This is a genomic window from Streptomyces sp. NPDC001796, from assembly GCF_042892355.1.
In the GTDB taxonomy this organism is placed as follows: domain Bacteria; phylum Actinomycetota; class Actinomycetes; order Streptomycetales; family Streptomycetaceae; genus Streptomyces.
In genome coordinates, this window is sequence record NZ_JBIAUC010000016.1 from 50,165 (window position 1) to 68,565 (window position 18,401).

The 18,401-nt window shown below is 71.0% G+C and carries 20 protein-coding genes; 13 read left to right on the forward strand and 7 right to left on the reverse strand.

Annotation, left to right across the window (positions count from 1 at the left end):
* Positions 1 to 132 precede the first annotated feature (132 nt).
* Entirely contained in the window at positions 133 to 678 is a 546-nt protein-coding gene (locus ACFYZE_RS26860; protein WP_388999095.1) for an NUDIX hydrolase, read from the forward strand.
* An 18-nt stretch (positions 679 to 696) separates the two neighbouring features.
* Here the strand turns inward: ACFYZE_RS26860 and ACFYZE_RS26865 are convergent, their stop codons facing one another.
* Both ACFYZE_RS26865 and ACFYZE_RS26870 read right to left on the reverse strand, forming a co-directional pair.
* Entirely contained in the window at positions 697 to 954 is a 258-nt protein-coding gene (locus ACFYZE_RS26865; protein WP_388999098.1) for a hypothetical protein, read from the reverse strand.
* 192 nt (positions 955 to 1,146) lie between these two features.
* Entirely contained in the window at positions 1,147 to 2,007 is an 861-nt protein-coding gene (locus ACFYZE_RS26870; protein ID WP_388999101.1) for a 3-hydroxybutyryl-CoA dehydrogenase, read from the reverse strand.
* A gap of 172 nt (positions 2,008 to 2,179) precedes the next feature.
* Between ACFYZE_RS26870 and ACFYZE_RS26875 the strand changes: the two genes are divergently transcribed.
* Complete coding sequence (locus tag ACFYZE_RS26875) at positions 2,180 to 3,400, forward strand: glycoside hydrolase family 10 protein (RefSeq protein ID WP_388999104.1); 1,221 nt, start codon at positions 2,180 to 2,182, stop codon at positions 3,398 to 3,400.
* Between the two features lie 9 nt (positions 3,401 to 3,409).
* On the opposite strand, the gene ACFYZE_RS26880 is transcribed toward ACFYZE_RS26875, so the two are convergent.
* On the reverse strand, positions 3,410 to 3,619 hold the full coding sequence (locus ACFYZE_RS26880; RefSeq protein WP_388999107.1) for a DUF1918 domain-containing protein: 210 nt from the start codon (positions 3,617 to 3,619) through the stop codon (positions 3,410 to 3,412).
* A 149-nt stretch (positions 3,620 to 3,768) separates the two neighbouring features.
* On the reverse strand, positions 3,769 to 4,701 hold the full coding sequence (locus ACFYZE_RS26885; protein ID WP_388999110.1) for a DMT family transporter: 933 nt from the start codon (positions 4,699 to 4,701) through the stop codon (positions 3,769 to 3,771).
* Between ACFYZE_RS26885 and ACFYZE_RS26890 the strand changes: the two genes are divergently transcribed.
* From ACFYZE_RS26890 to ACFYZE_RS26900, 3 genes are all read left to right on the forward strand, one after another.
* Positions 4,700 to 6,142 (forward strand): PLP-dependent aminotransferase family protein, encoded by a 1,443-nt coding sequence (locus ACFYZE_RS26890; RefSeq protein WP_388999113.1) that lies wholly within the window; start codon positions 4,700 to 4,702, stop codon positions 6,140 to 6,142. The genes ACFYZE_RS26885 and ACFYZE_RS26890 overlap by 2 nt on opposite strands.
* A gap of 59 nt (positions 6,143 to 6,201) precedes the next feature.
* Positions 6,202 to 6,669, forward strand: a complete 468-nt coding sequence (locus ACFYZE_RS26895; protein ID WP_388999116.1) for a GNAT family N-acetyltransferase — start codon at positions 6,202 to 6,204, stop codon at positions 6,667 to 6,669.
* Positions 6,670 to 6,742: 73 nt separating this feature from the next.
* Positions 6,743 to 7,360 (forward strand): histidine phosphatase family protein, encoded by a 618-nt coding sequence (locus ACFYZE_RS26900; RefSeq protein WP_388999119.1) that lies wholly within the window; start codon positions 6,743 to 6,745, stop codon positions 7,358 to 7,360.
* Here ACFYZE_RS26900 and ACFYZE_RS26905 read toward each other — a convergent pair.
* From ACFYZE_RS26905 to ACFYZE_RS26915, 3 genes are all read right to left on the reverse strand, one after another.
* Entirely contained in the window at positions 7,327 to 7,791 is a 465-nt protein-coding gene (locus ACFYZE_RS26905; RefSeq protein WP_388999122.1) for a DUF6314 family protein, read from the reverse strand. The genes ACFYZE_RS26900 and ACFYZE_RS26905 overlap by 34 nt on opposite strands.
* A gap of 190 nt (positions 7,792 to 7,981) precedes the next feature.
* Positions 7,982 to 8,419, reverse strand: a complete 438-nt coding sequence (locus ACFYZE_RS26910) for a carboxymuconolactone decarboxylase family protein (protein ID WP_388999126.1) — start codon at positions 8,417 to 8,419, stop codon at positions 7,982 to 7,984.
* Positions 8,416 to 8,847: a MerR family transcriptional regulator gene (locus tag ACFYZE_RS26915; RefSeq protein WP_388999129.1), complete on the reverse strand. Its 432-nt coding sequence runs from the start codon at positions 8,845 to 8,847 to the stop codon at positions 8,416 to 8,418. Before ACFYZE_RS26915 ends, ACFYZE_RS26910 begins: the two co-directional genes overlap by 4 nt.
* Before the next feature lie 421 nt (positions 8,848 to 9,268).
* Between ACFYZE_RS26915 and ACFYZE_RS26920 the strand changes: the two genes are divergently transcribed.
* The 8 genes from ACFYZE_RS26920 (at position 9,269) to ACFYZE_RS26955 (ending at position 18,308) form a co-directional block, all read left to right on the forward strand.
* Positions 9,269 to 11,956 carry a YfhO family protein gene (locus tag ACFYZE_RS26920; RefSeq protein ID WP_388999132.1) on the forward strand — a complete coding sequence of 896 codons (2,688 nt, stop codon included), beginning with the start codon at positions 9,269 to 9,271 and terminating at the stop codon, positions 11,954 to 11,956.
* A gap of 22 nt (positions 11,957 to 11,978) precedes the next feature.
* Entirely contained in the window at positions 11,979 to 12,956 is a 978-nt protein-coding gene (locus ACFYZE_RS26925) for a glycosyltransferase family 2 protein (RefSeq protein WP_388999135.1), read from the forward strand.
* Entirely contained in the window at positions 12,956 to 13,357 is a 402-nt protein-coding gene (locus ACFYZE_RS26930; protein ID WP_388999138.1) for a GtrA family protein, read from the forward strand. Before ACFYZE_RS26925 ends, ACFYZE_RS26930 begins: the two co-directional genes overlap by 1 nt.
* A 96-nt stretch (positions 13,358 to 13,453) precedes the next feature.
* Positions 13,454 to 14,482: an N-acetyl-gamma-glutamyl-phosphate reductase gene (gene argC, locus ACFYZE_RS26935; protein ID WP_388999141.1), complete on the forward strand. Its 1,029-nt coding sequence runs from the start codon at positions 13,454 to 13,456 to the stop codon at positions 14,480 to 14,482.
* A complete protein-coding gene (argJ, locus tag ACFYZE_RS26940; protein WP_388999144.1) occupies positions 14,479 to 15,630 on the forward strand; it encodes a bifunctional glutamate N-acetyltransferase/amino-acid acetyltransferase ArgJ in 1,152 nt (383 codons plus the stop codon). Before argC ends, argJ begins: the two co-directional genes overlap by 4 nt.
* Complete coding sequence (gene argB / locus ACFYZE_RS26945) at positions 15,627 to 16,562, forward strand: acetylglutamate kinase (RefSeq protein ID WP_388999147.1); 936 nt, start codon at positions 15,627 to 15,629, stop codon at positions 16,560 to 16,562. The genes argJ and argB overlap by 4 nt, the downstream gene beginning before the upstream one ends.
* Positions 16,559 to 17,764 (forward strand): acetylornithine transaminase, encoded by a 1,206-nt coding sequence (locus ACFYZE_RS26950; RefSeq protein WP_388999150.1) that lies wholly within the window; start codon positions 16,559 to 16,561, stop codon positions 17,762 to 17,764. Before argB ends, ACFYZE_RS26950 begins: the two co-directional genes overlap by 4 nt.
* A 7-nt stretch (positions 17,765 to 17,771) precedes the next feature.
* Positions 17,772 to 18,308 carry an arginine repressor gene (locus tag ACFYZE_RS26955; protein ID WP_388999153.1) on the forward strand — a complete coding sequence of 179 codons (537 nt, stop codon included), beginning with the start codon at positions 17,772 to 17,774 and terminating at the stop codon, positions 18,306 to 18,308.
* Positions 18,309 to 18,401: the final 93 nt, after the last annotated feature.

The window sequence follows — 18,401 nt, forward strand, 5'->3', positions numbered from 1 at the left end:
TGAGAGCCGCGCGATGTCCGCCGGCACGGCCGACTGCGCCCGCCGCTGCGCCGGGCGTGCGCCGCTGTGAGCCTGCTGAGACGCCGCTCCTGCTGCGATATTGCCCCTTACTCGGCGGAAGGTGGCAGAACCATGCAGTGGACGAAACAGAACGAGCAAACTGTGTATGAAAACCGCTGGTTCAGCGTCAACCTGGCGGATGTCGAGCTGCCGGACGGCCGGCATCTCGACCACTTCCTGATACGGCTGCGGCCCGTCGCCGTGGCCACCGTCGTCAACGACGCCAACGAGGTGCTGCTGCTGTGGCGGCACCGCTTCATCACCGACAGCTGGGGGTGGGAACTCGCGGCAGGCGTCGTCGAGGACGGCGAGGACATCGCCGACGCGGCGGCCCGTGAACTCGAGGAGGAGACCGGCTGGCGGCCGGGACCTCTGCGCCATCTCATGAGCGTGGAGCCCTCCAACGGACTCACCGACGCCCGGCACCATGTCTACTGGGCGGACGAGGGCGAGTACGTCGGGCACCCCGTGGACGACTTCGAGTCGGACCGCCGGGAATGGGTTCCCCTCAAACTCGTCCCCGACATGGTCGCCCGTGGGGAGGTCCCGGCCGCCAACATGGCGGCCGCGTTACTGCTTCTTCATCACCTCAGGCTCGGGCAGGACGCGATGCCCTGAGCCCGCGCGTCCGGCGGGCTAGCGGCCCAGGGCCTGCCAGACGGCCACGACGAGCGCGCCCACCGCCGTGAGGGCGGCGACGGCGGGCAGCGGCCAGCGTGCGTGTTCCAGCGTGACGAGGCGGGTGTGCAGTTCGTCCAGCTCCTTGGCCGTCTCCTCGGTGCGATGGCTGAGCAGCGCCAGCCCACCCTCGACGCGCGTGTAGGCCACGTCGAGTCGGCGGCGTAACTCTGCGAGTTCTCCATGGACGACGGGATGCTCGGGATCGGCGGTCACAAGTCCGCTCCTTTCCGTAGTCGTCTCACATCCCTTGCATGCGCATGCTGAGTCAACTCGCCTGGTGGGCACATGAGGAGAGTGTGCGAGCGGCATATGCGGGTTCGGCGCGCACACGCCGTGTGAAGGGCGTGGGCCCGGCACCGTCGGACGGTGCCGGGCCCACGCGAGCCGGGTCTTGACGCTGGGTGGTCAGGGGTAGGTGTAGAAGCCCGAGCCGGTCTTGCGCCCCAGCCGACCCGCTTCGACCATCCGCTGCAGCAGCGGGGGAGCGGCGTACAGGGGCTCCTTGTACTCGTGGTACATCGAGTTGGCGATCGAGACGACGGTGTCCAGCCCGATCAGATCGGCGAGCTTCAGCGGGCCCATCGGGTGGGCGCAGCCCATCTCCATGCCGTTGTCGATGTCCTCGCGCCCGGCGATGCCCGACTCGAACATCCGGATCGCGGACAGCAGGTACGGCACCAGCAGCGCGTTGACGACGAAGCCCGAGCGGTCCTGGGCGCGGATGGCGTGCTTGCCGAGGAGCTTCTCCGTGAACAGCTGGGCCCGGCTCAGGGTGCCCTCGGAGGTGGTGAGCGCCGGGATCAGCTCGACGAGCTTCTGCACCGGGGCCGGGTTGAAGAAGTGGATGCCGACCACCTGGTCCGGCCGCGAGGTCGCCACGGCCAGCTTCACCAGCGGGATCGAGGAGGTGTTGGAGGCGAGGATGGCGTCCGGACGGGTCACCACCTGGTCGAGCACCTGGAAGATCTCGGTCTTCACCTGTTCGTTCTCGACGACGGCCTCGATCACCAGGTCGCGGTCCGCGAACTCGCCGAGGTCGGTGGTGAAGGTCAGGCGCGCCTGCGTCGCCTCCCGCTCCTCCTCGGAGATCTTGCCGCGCTCGGCTGCCTTGGACAGGGAGTTGAACAGGCGGGTCCGGCCGATCTCCAGGGCCTCGCCGGTGGTCTCGGCGACCTTCACGTCCAGTCCGGCGCGGGCGCACACCTCGGCGATGCCCGCGCCCATCTGGCCGCAGCCCACCACTCCGACGCGTTCGATGTCGGTCACATCGTCCCTTTCGCTGATCTACGGCTGTGGCAGGTCCGATCGGGTTCCGGTCGCCTGCTCCGATCGTGCACGTTACTCCCAAGTATCGATGATCGATCGTCCGGGTGGGAGCATGCTGGGGCACCGGGACGATCCGTGACGAGGCGGGTCCTCAGAGTACGGGGGTGTGCCGATGGGCCGCTTGTCACGCCGGGCGTTCACGGTGGCCGCACTGGCGAGCCTGGTGACGGCGGGTGACGCCGCGGCCGCGCCGCCGGGCGCGGCGGCCGGGGAGATGCGGGGCATGTGGCTGGCCTCCGTGGCCAACCGCGACTGGCCCTCGCGTCCCGGTCTGACGGCGTCCGCACAGCGCGCCGAGCTGTGCGCCCTGCTCGACGTGGCCGTGCGGCGCCGGCTGAACACGGTGTTCTTGCAGGTGCGCCCCACGGCCGACGCCCTGTGGCCCTCCCCGTACGAGCCGTGGTCCCAGTACCTGACCGGCGTCCAGGGGCGCGACCCCGGCTGGGACCCGCTCGGCACGGCCGTCACCGAGGCACACGCGCGGGGCCTGCAGCTGCACGCCTGGTTCAACCCGTACCGGATCGCCCAGCACACCGACACCTCCCGGCTCGCCGCCCGGCACCCCGCCCGGCAGCACCCCGACTGGGTCGTGGCCTACGGCGGGAAGCTCTACTACAACCCCGGGCTGCCCGAGGTCCGTGCCTTCGTCGAGGACGCGATCCTGGACGCCGTACGCCGCTACCCGGTCGACGGCGTCCACTTCGACGACTACTTCTACCCGTACCCGGTCGCCGGGGAGGACTTCGACGACGAGGGCGCGTACGAGGAGTACGGCGACGACTTCCCGAGCCGGGCCGCCTGGCGCCGGGACAACATCGACCAGCTGGTGCGCGAGACCGCGAGCCGTGTGCGGCAGACCAGACCGGCCGCGCGCTTCGGGATCAGCCCCTTCGGGGTGTGGCGCAACGCCGGCACCGACCCCCGCGGCTCGGACACCCGGGCCGGGGTGCAGACCTACGACGACCTGTACGCGGACACGCGGACCTGGGTGAGGTCGGGGTGGCTGGACTACGTCTGCCCGCAGATCTACTGGAACATCGGCTACGCCGCCGCCGACTACGCGCGACTGGTGCCCTGGTGGGCGGGTGTCGTCCAGGGCACGGACGTACAGCTCTTCGTGGGTGAGGCGCTGTACAAGGCCGGTGCGGCGGCCGAGCCCGGCGCCTGGCAGGACCCGGCCGAACTCTCCCTGCACCTCACTCTGGCCAGCCGTTACCCGCAGGTCCGCGGGCACGTCTTCTTCGCCGCCAAGGACGTGTCCCAGGACCCGATCGGCGCGATGACACGGGTGGTCGCCGACCACTACCCGCAGCCGGCGGGGCTTCCGCGCTGACCCCGGCCTCTACTGTCCGATCGGCCGGCGGGCGTCCTCCTTGTGACGGATCTCGGTGTCCGGGCCGGGTGAGCACACCCCTTCGTGCCCGTCCTGGAAGCGGACGCGGTACGGCGGGTTGCCGTCCGTGCCCATCACTTCGACGATCTCGCCGACCTTGTCGTGCTGCCCGACGATCCTGCCGTGCTGCACCAGCTTGTCGCCCACAGTTGCGCGCATCTGTTGGGCCCTCCTCGTCGCGTAGCGGGAGTGTCGGTCCCCTTTTCAAGGCGGCTCGCCTCCGGGCGGCTACAGCGCCTTCGGCTCACTCGCCGCGGCCGCGAGCCGCGGCCGGTGGCGCCGGACGTCCCGGTCCGCCCCCGCCCCGGTCAGCCCCGCGCCCGCTGGGTCATCGCGATGCACACGAGGACCGCGGCGGCCGTGAGCGGTGCGGCCGGGGTGAGGTGCTCACCGAGGAGCAGTACCGACCACACCAGTGTGAGCAGGGGCTGGGCCAACTGCAACTGACTGGCCTTGGGGATGCCGATGGCGGCCATGCCCCGGTACCAGACGACCAGCCCGAGGAACTGCGATCCGGCCGCCACCCACAGCAGCCCGGCCACGCCGTGCGCGGTGAGGTGGACCGGCTCGTACGACAGCGCCACGGCCGCGGCGGGCACGGTGAGCGGCAGGCAGAGCACCAGGGCCCAGCCGATGACCTGCCAGCCGGGCATGACCCGGGCCAGCCGGCCGCCCTCGGTGTAGCCGGCGGCGCAGATCAGCAGGGCGCCGAAGAGGTAGGCGTCCGCGCCGGTCAGCGCGCCGCCGCTCTGCTGCACGGTGAACGCGATGACGGCGGCGGCGCCGGCGAGGGCGGCGAGCCAGAAGGTGCGGGAGGGCCGGGTGCGGACGCGCAGCGCGGAGAGGAGTGCGGTGGTCAGGGGAAGCAGCCCGACGACCACGGCGGCGTGCGCGGTGGTCGAGGTCTTGAGGGCGAGGGTGGTCAGCAGCGGGAAGCCGAGCACCACGCCGGCCGCGACCACGGCGAGCCCCGCCCAGTGGGCCCGCGCGGGCACCGGCACGCGGAGCGCGAGCAGGCACCCGCCCGCGATGAGGGCGGCGAGCACACTGCGCGCGGCCACGAGCGACCAGGCGCCGAACCCTTCGAGCCCCCAGGCGGTGGCGGGAAAGGTGAGTGAGAAGGCGACGACGCCGAGGGCGGCCTGGAGGGTGCCGGTGCGGCGGCGGGCCGTGTCGGCCTCCGTGACGGCCGCAGTCACTGCTATCGCAGTAAGGGGAGTAGCGCTATCCTGAGTCCTCATGCAAGAGGGTAGCAGTGTGGCCGAACTGGTGAATTGCCTCCGGCATGAGTTGAAGCGCTACTCACCCGGAGAGAAGCTGCCGTCCAGCCGTGCGCTCATCGAGCGGTTCCGGGTGAGCCCGGTGACCGTGTCGCGCGCGCTCGCCCAGCTGGCCGCCGAGGGGCTGGTGGTCACGCGCCCCGGAGCCGGGGCCTTCCGGGCGGAGCCGCGGGCGGCGTCCCCGGCCGTGGGCGACACCGCCTGGCAGGAGGTCGCGCTCAGCGCCGATGCCTCCGCCGAGCTCGTGCCGCGCAGCGTCGACGCGTCCGGAGTGGTCGTCTCGCTGGCCGCCCCGCCCGCCGGTGTCATCGAGTTCACCGGCGGCTATCTGCACCCCTCGCTGCAGCCCGAGCGGGCCATGGCCGCGGCCCTGTCGCGCGCCGGCCGCCGCCCCGGCGTCTGGGCCCGCCCGCCCGTCGAGGGCGTCGCCGAACTGCGCGAGTGGTTCGCGCGGGGCATCGGCGGCGCGACGACCGCCGCCGACGTACTGATCACCGCGGGCGGCCAGTCGGCGCTGACCACCGCGCTACGGGCCCTCGCACCGCCCGGCGCCCCCGTCCTGGTCGAGTCGCCCACCTATCCCGGCATGCTCGCCATCGCCCGCGCGGCCGGCCTGAGGCCCGTACCCGTGCCGGTCGACGCGGGCGGGGTCAAGCCCGCCCTGCTCGCGGACGCGTTCCGCGCGACCGGCGCCCGTGTCGTCGTCTGCCAGCCGCTGTTCCAGAACCCGACCGGTGCGGTCCTCGGCCCCGAACGCCGAGGCGAGGTGCTGCGCATCGCGCGCGACGCCGGAGCGTTCGTGATCGAGGACGACTTCGTCCGCCGGCTGGTGCACGAGGACGCCGGCCCCCTGCCGCCCCCGCTGGCGGCCGAGGACCTCGACGGCGTCGTCGTGCACGTCAACTCCCTGACCAAGGCGACCTCGCCCAGCTTCCGGGTCGGCGCCCTGGCCGCCCGGGGTCCGGTCCTGGAACGGCTGCGCGCCATCCAGATCGTCGACACCTTCTTCGTGCCCCGACCCCTCCAGGAGGCCGCGCTGGAACTCGTCGGCTCGCCCGCCTGGCCCCGGCATCTGCGTGCCGTGGCCACCGAGTTGAAGCACCGCCGCGACACGATGACCGCCGCCCTGCGCCTGCATCTGCCCGAACTCGCCCTGCCGTACGTCCCGTCCGGCGGCTACCACCTCTGGGCGCGCCTGCCCGAGGGCACCGACGAGTCCGCCCTCATCGCGGGCGCCCTGCGCGCCGGCGTCGCGGTCACCCCCGGCCGCCCCTACTTCAGCGCCGAACCCCCGGCCCCGCACCTGCGGCTGAGCTTCGCGGCCGCCGCGGGAGAAGGAGAGATCGCCGAGGGCGTACGCCGCCTGCGCACGGCCTGCGACGAGGTGTCCCTGACCCGCTAGCACACGCCATCCGCCCGAATTCGTTCGACAGCACTGCCCCGACCTGCGAGTCTCCCGTCATGACAGCCACCACCGACGCGCCCGGCCTCCCGGACGGCTACGAATTCTCCGCCGACTCCGCCCGGATCGACATCGACCGCACCCACCACTGGCTCGCGACCGACGCGTACTGGGCGATCGACCGGCCCCGGGAGAAACACGAGCGCGCGGTCGCGAACTCCCTCAACTTCGGGGTGTACGACACCGCTTCGGGCGAGCAGGTGGCGTACGCGCGCGTGGTCACCGACGAGGCGTCCTTCGCCTGGCTCTGCGATGTCTACGTCGACCGTTCGGTGCGCGGCAAGGGCATCGGCACCGCCCTGGTCGGCGCCGTCCGCGACCATCTCGCCCCGCTCGGGCTGCGCCGCGTCCTCCTGGCGACGCACGATGCGCACGGGGTCTACGCCAAGCTCGGGTTCGAGCCGCTCGACCGGCCGGACCAGTGGATGGTGCATCGGTTCGACACGTCGAACAAGGTCCGTGTGTGACGTCGGCGATACCGTTGGTAACTCCTGAGTAATCCCTCTTGACCTGCGCACTTGCGCGCTCGACGATCGCCGCATGCATCTTCGGGTCACGTTCGTCGCCGCCGCGCGCAGTTCCTCGCTGCTCGCGGAGCGCTTCGAGGACGACCGGCCGCTGGACCAGGCCGGCTGGGACGAGGTGCAACGTGTCGCCCCCGACCTGGTACCGCTGGCGGCGGCCGAGCTGCGCTACTGCTCGCCCACACCACGCAGCCGGGCCACCGGGGACGCGCTCGGGTACGCGCCGCTGGTGCAACCGGCGCTGCGGGACTGCGACATGGGCCGCTGGCGCGGGTTCACGCTGGGCGAGGCGATGGCCCGGGAGCCCTCGGCGGTGGACGCCTGGCTCGCGGACCCGCGCTCCGCTCCGCACGGCGGTGAGTCGCTGCTGGCGTTCATCTCCCGCGTGGGCGGCTGGCTGGACACGCGCCCCGTGGAGGACGGCAGCCGTATCGTCGCCGTGGCGGAGCCGTCGGTGGTGCGGGCGGCCCTGGTGTACGCGCTGAGGGCGCAGCCGTCGTCGTACTGGAACATCGACGTCCGACCCCTGTCGACCGTGACCCTGGCCGGGCACGGGGGCCGCTGGAACCTGCGCCTCGAGGCCGTGTCACCTCAGCCCTCCTACCTTCCCGGAGACCGGCGCTCGCGTGTGTAGTCGGTGGTCAGGACGAGGTCCTTCGCGGGCCCGCCGACCCGCCACACCGTGCGCCAGCGGTCCTCGTCGTACACGGTGAACTCGCCTCGGTAGAGGTCTGCCGCGCACGGATGCTCGGCGACGTGGCGGCCGGTCGTGAGGTCGAGGTCGTGGAACGGGCGGCCGTCCGCGAACGCGACGTCCGAGGCGCCGGGCGAGGCGCCGGGCAGGAACAGCAGCGTCCGCTCGGCGGGCCGGGACGCACCCCGCCAGAGGAACGTGCCGGACTCGTGGTGCAGCAGACCGCCGCCCTCCCGCGGCGAGAACACCGTCGTCCCGCTGAACCGGCCTTCCTCGTCGCTCGCGAGATCCCGCACGGCACGCTCCACGTGCCAACATCCGGTCAGATGAGTCAGAACGTCCGGAACCGGCCAGAAGGCGCCCGCCGTCATCGCACTGTCTCCTCCCGTCCCCGCACGCCCCATTGACGCGATCATGCCCCCTCTCTATCTTGCCGTTCGAAGTGCTGACCAATATCCGATATTTCGAACAGCTCCCCTTGACCGGTCACGTCCACCTTCAGCGGGGTCGCCGACAAGTTCACGTACACCTTCCCGGCGAACTCGATCAGCTTCCTCAGGATCAAGCAGAGGTAGCCGCGGTCTGCGCGGGCTGCTGCCCCAGCGGCAGCAGCCCGCGCTCGGCGAAGACCTTCTTCGCGGCGAAGGTCGCGTTCAGCGCCTTCGGTATGCCGCAGTACACCGCCGAGTGCAGCAGGGCCTCGACGATCTGCTCGGGAGTGAGGCCCACGTTCAGTGCCGCGTTCACGTGCACATCGAGCTGGGCCTCGCAGCCGCCGAGCGCGGTGAGCATGCCCAGCGTCACCAGCTGACGGTCGCGGGGGGCGAGCCCGGGCCGGTCGTAGATGTCGCCGAAGGCCCAGGAGACGATCTGGTGACCGAGCTCGGGACTGATGTCGGCGAGCGAGTCGACGACCCGCTGCCCGGCCTCGCCGTCGACCTTCCTCAGGACCTCCAGGCCGTGGGCGAAACGCTCGTCACGGGTGGTGCTCTCGCTCATGTCCGCTCATCCGTTCCCGGCTGCGTGGGCATGTCGCCGAGCAGCCGTTCGTAGTGGTCGATCTTGTCGTCCAGCGCGGCCGCGTTGCGGCGCAGTGCGCGGATCCGCTCCGCCAGCTCCGCGCGGTGCTCCCGCAGCATCGCCAGCCGGTCCGTGACCGTGGCGTCCCCCTGCGCCCGCAGCCGCGCGAAGCGCTGCATGTCGGCGATCGACATGCCCGTCTCCCGCAGCCGCAGCAGGAACTCCAACCAGGCCAGGTCGGCCGCGTCGTAGCGCCGCTGGTTGCCGGTGGTCCGGCCGACCCGCTCGATCAGGCCCGCCCGCTCGTAGTAGCGCAGGGTGTCGTGCGAGAGGCCGGTGCGCTCGGCGACCTGGGCGATGGTCAGGGTCGGCTGCCGATCCTGCGGGAGGGGTTGTCCGCGGGTCATGACAAGACCGTAGAACCTGGAGCGTGCTCCAGGTCAAGCGATGCCCGGTGAGCATGCCCGGACGAGCCTGACGGGCACCGCCGCGGCCGGGGCACCGCGCCGGGTGAACCTCCGCACGACACCCGACTGAAATTCGGAATTCATTCTTTATTTCTCTGGCGGTGCCGCAACCATTCGGAAACACTGCCAGTCTAACCGGCGAATCCATGACGATCCTGGGAATGAATTCCCAGGTAGGACGCCATGCGTCCTGAATTCTCCGGAGCTTGCCGAGAATGATGTGTTCGACCCTGTTCATTGCACGTTCACCGGACGTTTCTCCGGTATTCGCGGCAGTCGCTGTATTTCCCTCAGTCGGCTCTCTTCGTGCACGTGACACCGCTCACGGGGACATACGGCGCCGACCGAACAGGAACAGGGTGTGAAGCTCACCATTCGGCACGACCGCCGGGCGCGGCTCCGGCTGCCGCGCCCGGCCGGACCCCGGCCGGCCGGCGCCCTGCTCGCCGCGGTCCTCACCACCGCCGCGTTCTGCGCGGCCGACGCCGTCGCCCGCAGCTACCCGTTCGGCCCCCGCACCCGGAGCGTCAACGACCTGGGCAACCAGTACGTCCCGTTCCACGCGCACCTGTGGGACCTGCTGCACGGAAGGGGCGACGGAGGTCTTCTCCTCAACTGGCAGTCCGGGTACGGCTCCAGCTTCCTGCCCGACCTCGGCACGTACCTCAGCAGCCCGTTCGCCCTGCTTGTGGCGTTGTTCCCGCGCGACGAGATCGACCTCGCGGTCTATGTGATCACGGTGCTGAAGACGGCGTGCGCCGGCGCCGCCATGGCCTGGCTGCTGCTCACCCTGCGTCCCGGCCGCTGGTGGGCCGCGGGGCTGCTGGGCACCTCCTACGCCCTGTGCGGCTGGAGCGTGGCGTCCGCCGTGTACAACCCGATGTGGCTCGACGGGCTCATCGCCCTGCCACTGTTGTGCCTGGTCGGCGAATGGGTGCTGAACGGACGACACCGGGTCCTCGGCGTGCTGGTCGTGGCGCTCGCCTGGACCGCCAACTTCTACACCGCGTACATGGCCACCCTCGGCGCCGGTCTGGTGCTGCTGCTCCGGCTGCTGCTCGCCGGACTTCCGCGCCGCCGGGCGCTGGGGGCGGCGGGCCGCGCCGTCCTCACCGTGGTACTCGGCATGGGCCTGGCCGCACCGTCGGTGATGGTCGTGTACTTCGGCACCAAGCACGCCTCCCCGGGCACCTACGGGCATTTCGTGCCGGTGGCGGCGCGGGACCTGCTGGCCCGACTGCTGCCGACGACGTACAACTTCAGCACGCCGGCCGTCTATGTGGGCGTCACCGCGCTACTGCTCGCCCTCGCCCTGCCGTTCCACCGGGCGGTTCCCCGGCGGGTGCGCGTGGGCTGGCCGCTCCTGGTGGCCGCGATGGTGCTGTCGATGCAGTGGGCGCCGACCCAGCTGGCCTGGCACGCCTTCACCGAGCCTCAGGGCAGTTCGTACCGCCAGGCCTTCGTCCTGTGCGCGCTGCTCGTGATCGCCGCGTGGCACTCGCTCTCGTACGGCGCGCCCGACTGGCGAGCGCTGGCCCCGGCGGGTGCGCTGCTCGCACTGATCACTGCCGTCGCGAGCCGAAGCGCTCTCGTGAAGTCCACCACCTGGTGGGTGCTGCTGTTCGCCGTCGTGGGCGCGCTCGGCGGGCTGGCCCTGCTCGGCCGCGCGGACGGTGGGCGCCGAGCAGGCAGCAGGCGCCGCACCGCACTGGCCGGGTTGGCCGTGGTGCTGCTCCTCGGCGGGCAGTTCGGCGAGGCCGCCGCCACCTCCGCCGAGGCCACCCGGCAGCGGCTCGAGCACCTGGACGACTACGCGCCCTGGGGCACGCGCCAGGAGCAGCAGGCGGAGGCGATCGCCCAGGCCGACGGCTGGCCCCGGTACCGAACCGACCCCGGCCGGGAGCAGACCGTCGCCAACGACCCGATGCTGGTGGGCGGCCAGGGCGCCCAGTACTACAGCAGCCTCACCTCCGACGTCCTCAACCGCATGCTCACCGCCCTCGGCGGCGGCTGGACCTCACGCGGCCGGAGCCTGCAGAGCCTGGACAACGCCGTCACGGACGTGATCTTCTCCGTCGGCGCGCGGGTGCACTCCCCGCCGGACCCGCATCAGTGGTGGAATCCGCGCGGCGGCGGCCCGGTGACCGTGTCCCGGCAGGAGGTACCGCCGCTGGTCACGGTCCGGTCGTCCGGCACCTTCGACCAGGCGCGGACAGGCGTGTCCGCCTTCGGGCCGTCGCCGTACCGCAACCAGGAGATGCTGCTGGGCGCCCGCGTCTACACCTTGCCCGCGCTCACCGTGCGCACGGGCGACGGGAAGCCGTCGGCCCGCAGCCACGACGACCGGCCGGGCCTGGTCGTCGAACCGCCGGCGGCCGGGAGCGCCGCAGGCAAGCCGACGATCACGGCCCGGTGCCCGGCGCGCAGCGAGGTGTACCTGTGGGCGCCGTACTACTCGGGCACCGCAACGCTCGCCGGCGCCCCGCCGGGCACGATCGGGCGGTTCACGTCCAGCCGCCCCGTCACCAGGATCGCCGCCATGCAGCGGCTCGGCGAGGCACCGGCCTCGGGCCGCGTGCGGATCGAGCTGTCGCCCGACTGGACGAGCGTCGTCCCCGACGGTGCGGTCGGCTGCCTGGACACCGCCCGGCTGCACACCACGGTGGAGGGGCTCAAGGCCACCGGCGCCACCGAGGTGACCGTCTCCGACGGCACGATCCGGGCCACGGTCCCCGCCGGCAGCAAGGGGACCGCCGTCGTCGCGGCACCCCGGATCGCAGGCTGGCGGTGCGCCGCGGGGAACGCTCCGGCCGTACCCGCGGGGAACTACCACGGGCTGATCGCCGTGCCTCTCGACGGCTCCTCCACCAGTCTCACCTGCACGTTCCATCCGCCCGGGCTGCGGCTGGGCACGGCCGTCGGGGCCACCTCGCTGCTGGCCCTGATCGTGCTCGGCGTCCTCACCGCCGTCCGGCGGCGGCGCGCCACGGGCCGACCGGCACCGCCCCCGACCACCCGACCGCTCGAGCGCACGACCCACGCTCTCTGACCGCGTCCCCAAGGGAACAGCCATGCTCATTTCGATCGTCGCACCCTGCTACAACGAGGAAGAAGTCATCGGACGCTTCCACGAGGTGGTCCAGAAGGTCGCGAACGAGCTCCTTCCGCTCGGTCACGACATGGAGTTCGTGTACGTGGACGACGGCAGCCGGGACCGCACCCTCGAAGTCCTGAAGCAGCTCGGCGAGCTCGATGCACGGGTGCGGTACGTCTCCTTCAGCCGCAACTTCGGCAAGGAGGCGGCCCTGCTCGCCGGTCTGCGCCACGCCTCGGGGGACTGCGTGGTCGTCATGGACTCGGACCTGCAGCACCCGCCGGAGCTGATCAAGCGGATGGTGGAGTTGAGCGAACAGGGCTACGACCAGGTCATCGCCAAGCGCACCAGAAGCGGTGACCGGATCACCCGCACCGTCACCGCCCGCCTGTACTACCGGCTCATCAACCGGCTCGTCGACGTGGAGCTCGTGGACGGCGTCGGCGACTTCCGTCTGCTGTCCCGGCGCGTGGTGGACGCGATCCTCGCCCTCACCGAGTACAACCGCTTCTCCAAGGGCCTGTTCGCCTGGGTGGGCTTCCCCAGCACCACCTTCGAGTACGAGAACGCCGTACGTGAGCACGGCCGCAGCTCATGGAGCTTCCGGAGCCTGCTCAACTACGGCCTCGACGGACTGCTCTCCTTCAACAACAGGCCGCTGCGCGCCGCGCTCTACCTCGGCATGGGCCTGCTGCTGTGCGCCGGGCTGTACACGGCATGGATCGTGGGCGCCGCGCTCATCCACGGTGTGCAGACACCCGGCTATGTCACGATGATCACTGCCGTCACCGCACTCGCGGGCGTGCAGATGATCATGCTCGGGGTCATCGGTGAGTACACCGGCCGTATCTACTACGAGGTGAAGGGCCGCCCGCACTTCCTGGTGAAGGCCACGAATGTGGAGCGGACGCGGGCCGGCGAGCCCCGCGGCACCGCGAAGGACCTCATTCCCTGATGGCCACCACCAGTACGCGCCCCATCATGGGGCAGGTCGTCACCTTCGCCGTGGTGGGCGTCATCAACACCATGACGTACTACGGCCTTTACCTGTTGTTCCTCACCCGTTTGCCGTACCTTGCCGCGCATATTCTCGCGTTCATCCTGAGCATGATCGGCAGCTTTTTCCTGAATGCACGCTTCACCTACCGGACGCGGCCGACCTGGAGGAAATTCCTGCTGTTCCCGCTGACGAACGCCACCAATTTCGTGATCACCACGGTGGGTGTCTACGTGATCGTCGACGTCCTGCACGCCGGGAGCCGGTTCGCCCCGCTGCTCGCCTCCGCCGCGGCGATTCCGGTGACCTTCGTCGTCTCCCGCACGATCATGCTGCCCAGGGAGCAAGGCACCGCCTGATCGCATCCGCCACGCGGCTCCATCATGGGACCCGATCTACTGGATTGCATAAACGTGCGGCGATACGTATAGTCATGCCATCCAGGAGGAGGTTCCATGACGGTACGTGCCGCAGTCGCCGGAGCGAGCGGATACGCGGGCGGAGAGGCGCTGCGCCTGCTCCTCGCGCACCCCGAGGTGGAGATCGGCGCCCTGACCGGCAACTCCAACGCCGGCCAGCGGCTCGGTGCGCTCCAGCCGCATCTGCTGCCCCTCGCCGACCGGGTGCTCGCCGAGACCACTCCAGAGGCCCTCTCCGGGCACGACGTCGTCTTCCTCGCCCTGCCCCACGGGCAGTCCGCCGCCGTCGCGGAGCGGCTCGGGCCCGACGTCCTCGTCATCGACATGGGTGCCGACTTCCGGCTGAAGGACGCGGCCGACTGGGAGCGGTTCTACGGCTCCCCGCACGCCGGGACCTGGCCCTACGGCCTCCCCGAACTGCCGGGTGCCCGCGCTGCGCTGGAGGGGTCCAAGCGCATCGCGGTACCCGGTTGCTACCCCACGGCCGCCTCCCTCGCGCTCTTCCCCGCGTACGCCGCCGGGCTCGCCGGGAACGAGGCCGTGATCGTCGCCGCCTCCGGCACCTCCGGCGCGGGCAAGGCGCCCAAGCCCCACCTGCTGGGCAGCGAGGTCATGGGGTCCATGTCCCCGTACGGCGTCGGCGGCGTCCACCGGCACACCCCCGAGATGATCCAGAACCTCAGCGCGGCCGCCGGGGAACCGGTCACCGTCTCCTTCACCCCCACCCTCGCGCCGATGCCCCGAGGCATCCTCGCCACCTGCAGCGCCAAGGCCCGTGACGGCGTCACCGCCGAGTCGCTCCGCGCCGCCTACGAGAAGGCCTTCGCCGACGAGCCCTTCGTGCACCTGCTCCCCGAGGGGCAGTGGCCGGCCACCGCGTCCGTCTACGGTTCCAACGCCGTTCAGGTGCAGGTCGCGTACGACGCCGCCGCGCACCGCATCATCGCGATCAGCGCCATCGACAATCTGACCAAGGGCACCGCGGGCGGTGCCGTGCAGAGCATGAACATCGCGCTCGGCCTCGACGAGACCACCGGGCTTTCGACGATCGGAGTCGCACCGTGAGCGTCACGGCAGCCAAGGGATTCCAGGCTGCGGGCATCGCCGCCGGAATCAAGGAGAACGGCAACCCGGACCTGGCCCTCGTGGTCAACACCGGGCCGCGCCGCGCCGCCGCGGGTGTCTTCACCTCCAACCGTGTGAAGGCCGCGCCGGTGCTGTGGTCCGAGCAGGTGCTCAAGGGCGGCCAGGTCTCGGCGGTCGTCCTCAACTCCGGCGGCGCCAACGCCTGCACCGGCCCGAAGGGCTTCCAGGACACCCACGCCACCGCCGAGAAGGTGGCCGAGGTGCTCGGCCGGGGCGCCATCGAGGTCGCCGTCTGCTCCACCGGCCTCATCGGTGTGCTGCTGCCCATGGACAAGCTGCTCCCGGGCGTGGAGACCGCCGCTGCCCAGCTCTCCGAGCACGGTGGCGAGAAAGCCGCCATCGCCATCAAGACCACCGACACCGTCCACAAGACGTCCGTCGTGACCAAGGACGGCTGGAGTGTCGGCGGCATGGCCAAGGGCGCCGGAATGCTCGCCCCGGGCCTCGCCACCATGCTCGTCGTCCTCACCACCGACGCCGACCTCGACAGCGAGACCCTGGACAAGGCCCTGCGCGCCGCCACCAAGGTCACCTTCGACCGCGTCGACTCCGACGGCTGCATGTCCACCAACGACACCGTGCTGCTGCTCGCCTCGGGCGCGTCCGGGATCGCCCCCGAGTACGACGAGTTCGCCGAGGCCGTGCGCGAGGTCTGCGCCGACCTCGGCCGGCAGCTCATCGGCGACGCCGAGGGCGCCAGCAAGGACATCAAGGTGGAGGTGATCAACGCCGCGAGCGAGGAGGACGCCGTCGAGGTGGGCCGCTCCATCGCCCGCAACAACCTCCTGAAGTGCGCCATCCACGGCGAGGACCCCAACTGGGGCCGCGTCCTGTCCGCCATCGGCACCACCCGGGCCGCCTTCGAACCCGACCAGCTCAACGTCGCCATCAACGGCGTGTGGGTGTGCAAGAACGGCTCGGTCGGCGAGGACCGCGAACTGGTCGACATGCGCTACCGCGAGGTCCACATCGTGGCCGACCTCGCCGCCGGCGCCGAGACCGCCACCATCTGGACCAACGACCTCACCGCCGACTACGTCCACGAGAACAGCGCGTACTCCTCATGAGCGACACTTCTCCCAAGACCGGCACGACGCGCAAACACACCGCGCTGCCCAAGGCCAAGATCCTCATCGAGGCGCTGCCCTGGCTGACCCGTCACCACGGCAAGATCGTCGTCATCAAGTTCGGCGGCAATGCCATGGTGAACGAGGAGCTGAAGGCCGCGTTCGCGCAGGACGTCGTCTTCCTGCGGCACGCCGGCCTCAAGCCGGTCGTCGTGCACGGAGGCGGCCCCCAGATCAGCGCCGCCCTCGACCGGCACGGCATCGTCAGCGAGTTCAAGGCGGGCCTGAGGGTCACCACCGAGGACGCCATGGACGTCGTACGGATGGTGCTTGCCGGGCAGGTGCAGCGCGAACTGGTCGGGCTGCTCAACCAGCACGGCCCGTTGGCCGTCGGCCTCACCGGCGAGGACGCGCACACCATCACCGCGACCAAGCACACGCCCGAGATCGACGGCAAGTCCGTCGACATCGGACGGGTGGGCGAGATCACCCAGATCGACACGGGCGCGATCGAGGCCCTGCTCGCCGACGGCCGTATCCCGGTCGTCTCCTCCATCGCCCGCAGTCAGGACGACGGACATGTCTACAACGTCAATGCTGATACGGCGGCTGCGGCACTCGCTGCGGCACTGGGCGCCGAGACCCTCATGGTCCTCACCGACGTCGAGGGCCTCTACGAGGACTGGCCGAACTCCGACGAGGTGATCAGCCGTCTGACCGCCTCCCAACTGGAGAAGCTGCTGCCGGAGTTGTCCTCCGGCATGGTTCCGAAGATGGAGGGCTGTCTGCACGCAGTGCGGGGCGGCGTCAACACCGCCCGCGTCATCGACGGCCGGGTCCAGCACTCGATCCTGCTGGAGATCTTCACCGACGAAGGCATCGGCACGATGGTCGTGCCCGACGAGAAGCCGGACGAACAGGGGGAGTCGTGAGCAACGAGGAACTGACCGCGCGGTGGCAGGGCGCGCTCATGAACAACTACGGCACCCCACGGCTGCCCCTCGTCCGTGGTGAGGGCGCCGTGTTGTGGGACGCCGACGGCAACCGGTACCTCGACTTCGTCGGCGGCATCGCGGTCAACGCGCTCGGCCATGCCCACCCCGCGGTCGTCGAGGCCGTGAGCAAGCAGATCGCCTCCCTCGGCCACGTCTCCAACCTGTTCATCGCCGAACCGCCCGTCGCCCTCGCCGAACGGCTCCTGCAGCTGTTCGGACGCGACGGCAAGGTCTTCTTCTGCAACTCGGGTGCAGAGGCCAACGAGGGCGCCTTCAAGATCGGCCGGCTGACGGGCCGCCGGCACATGGTCGCCACCCTGGGCGGCTTCCACGGCCGCACCATGGGCTCCCTCGCGCTGACCGGCCAGCCCGGCAAGCAGGAGCCGTTCCTGCCGCTGCCCGGCGACGTCACCCACGTCCCCTACGGCGACGCGCAGGCCCTGGCCGCCGCGGTCACCGAGGAGACGGCACTCGTCGTCATCGAGCCGATCCAGGGTGAGAACGGGGTCGTGGTCCCGCCCGCCGGATACCTGAAGGCGGCCCGCGCGATCACCGCCGCCACCGGGGCGCTGCTCGTGCTCGACGAGGTCCAGACCGGCGTCGGCCGTACCGGGCACTGGTTCGAGTACCAGGCCCACGAGGGTGTCCTGCCGGACGTCGTCACCCTCGCCAAGGGCCTCGGCGGCGGACTGCCGCTGGGCGCCACCGTCGCCTTCGGCCGCGCCGCGGAGCTGCTCCAGCCGGGCCAGCACGGCACGACCTTCGGCGGCAACCCGGTCGCGTGTGCCGCCGGTCTCGCCGTGCTCGACACCATCGCGGCCGAGGGCCTGCTGGAGAACGTCAAGCGGCAGAGCGAGAAGCTGCGCGACGGAATCGAGTCTCTGGGCCACCCGTTGATCGAACATGTCCGGGGCGCGGGCCTTCTGCTGGGTATCGTGCTCACCGAGCCGCTCGCCCCGCAGGTGCAGCAGGCGGCTCAGGACGCCGGCTTCCTGGTGAACGCGCCCGCCCCGAACGTCGTACGGCTGATGCCGCCGCTGAACCTCGGCGACGACGAGGTTCAGGCGTTGCTCCAGGCGCTTCCCGGTGTCCTTCAGGCAGTGGACCCAGCGAATGGGGACGGACGATCCGGAGAATGAGACGACGATGAGTCAGGCGCAGGACCACGAGCACACGGGGCCCGCCGTGCCGCAGACCCGCACCGCACGACACCGCCGGATCGTGGACATCCTCAACCGGCAACCGGTGCGCTCCCAGAGCCAGTTGGCGAAACTCCTCGCCGACGACGGGCTGAGCGTCACGCAGGCGACGCTCTCCCGGGACCTGGACGAGCTCAACGCGGTGAAGATCCGCAACACCGACGGCGACCTCATCTACGCGGTTCCCAGCGAGGGCGGCTTCCGCACCCCGCGGGCCCCGCTCGGGGAGTCGGCCAAGGAGGAGCGGATGCGGCGCCTGTCCCAGGAACTGCTGATCTCCGCGGAGGCCTCCGCGAACCTCGTGGTCCTGCGTACCCCTCCGGGGGCAGCGCAGTTCCTGGCGTCGGCGATCGACCAGGCGGAACTGCACGACATCCTGGGCACGATCGCGGGGGACGACACGGTGCTGCTGATCAGCCGCGAGCCCACGGGAGGGCAGGCGCTGGCGGACCACTTGCTGCGGCTGGCGCAGAACGGGCACTGAGGTGCGACTGCGAGCGCACCGGCGCCGGGGCTGGGCGGGGGCGGGTCGCACCGCCGGGCGCTGACGGGGTGCCTCTCGCGAACTCTTCGAACA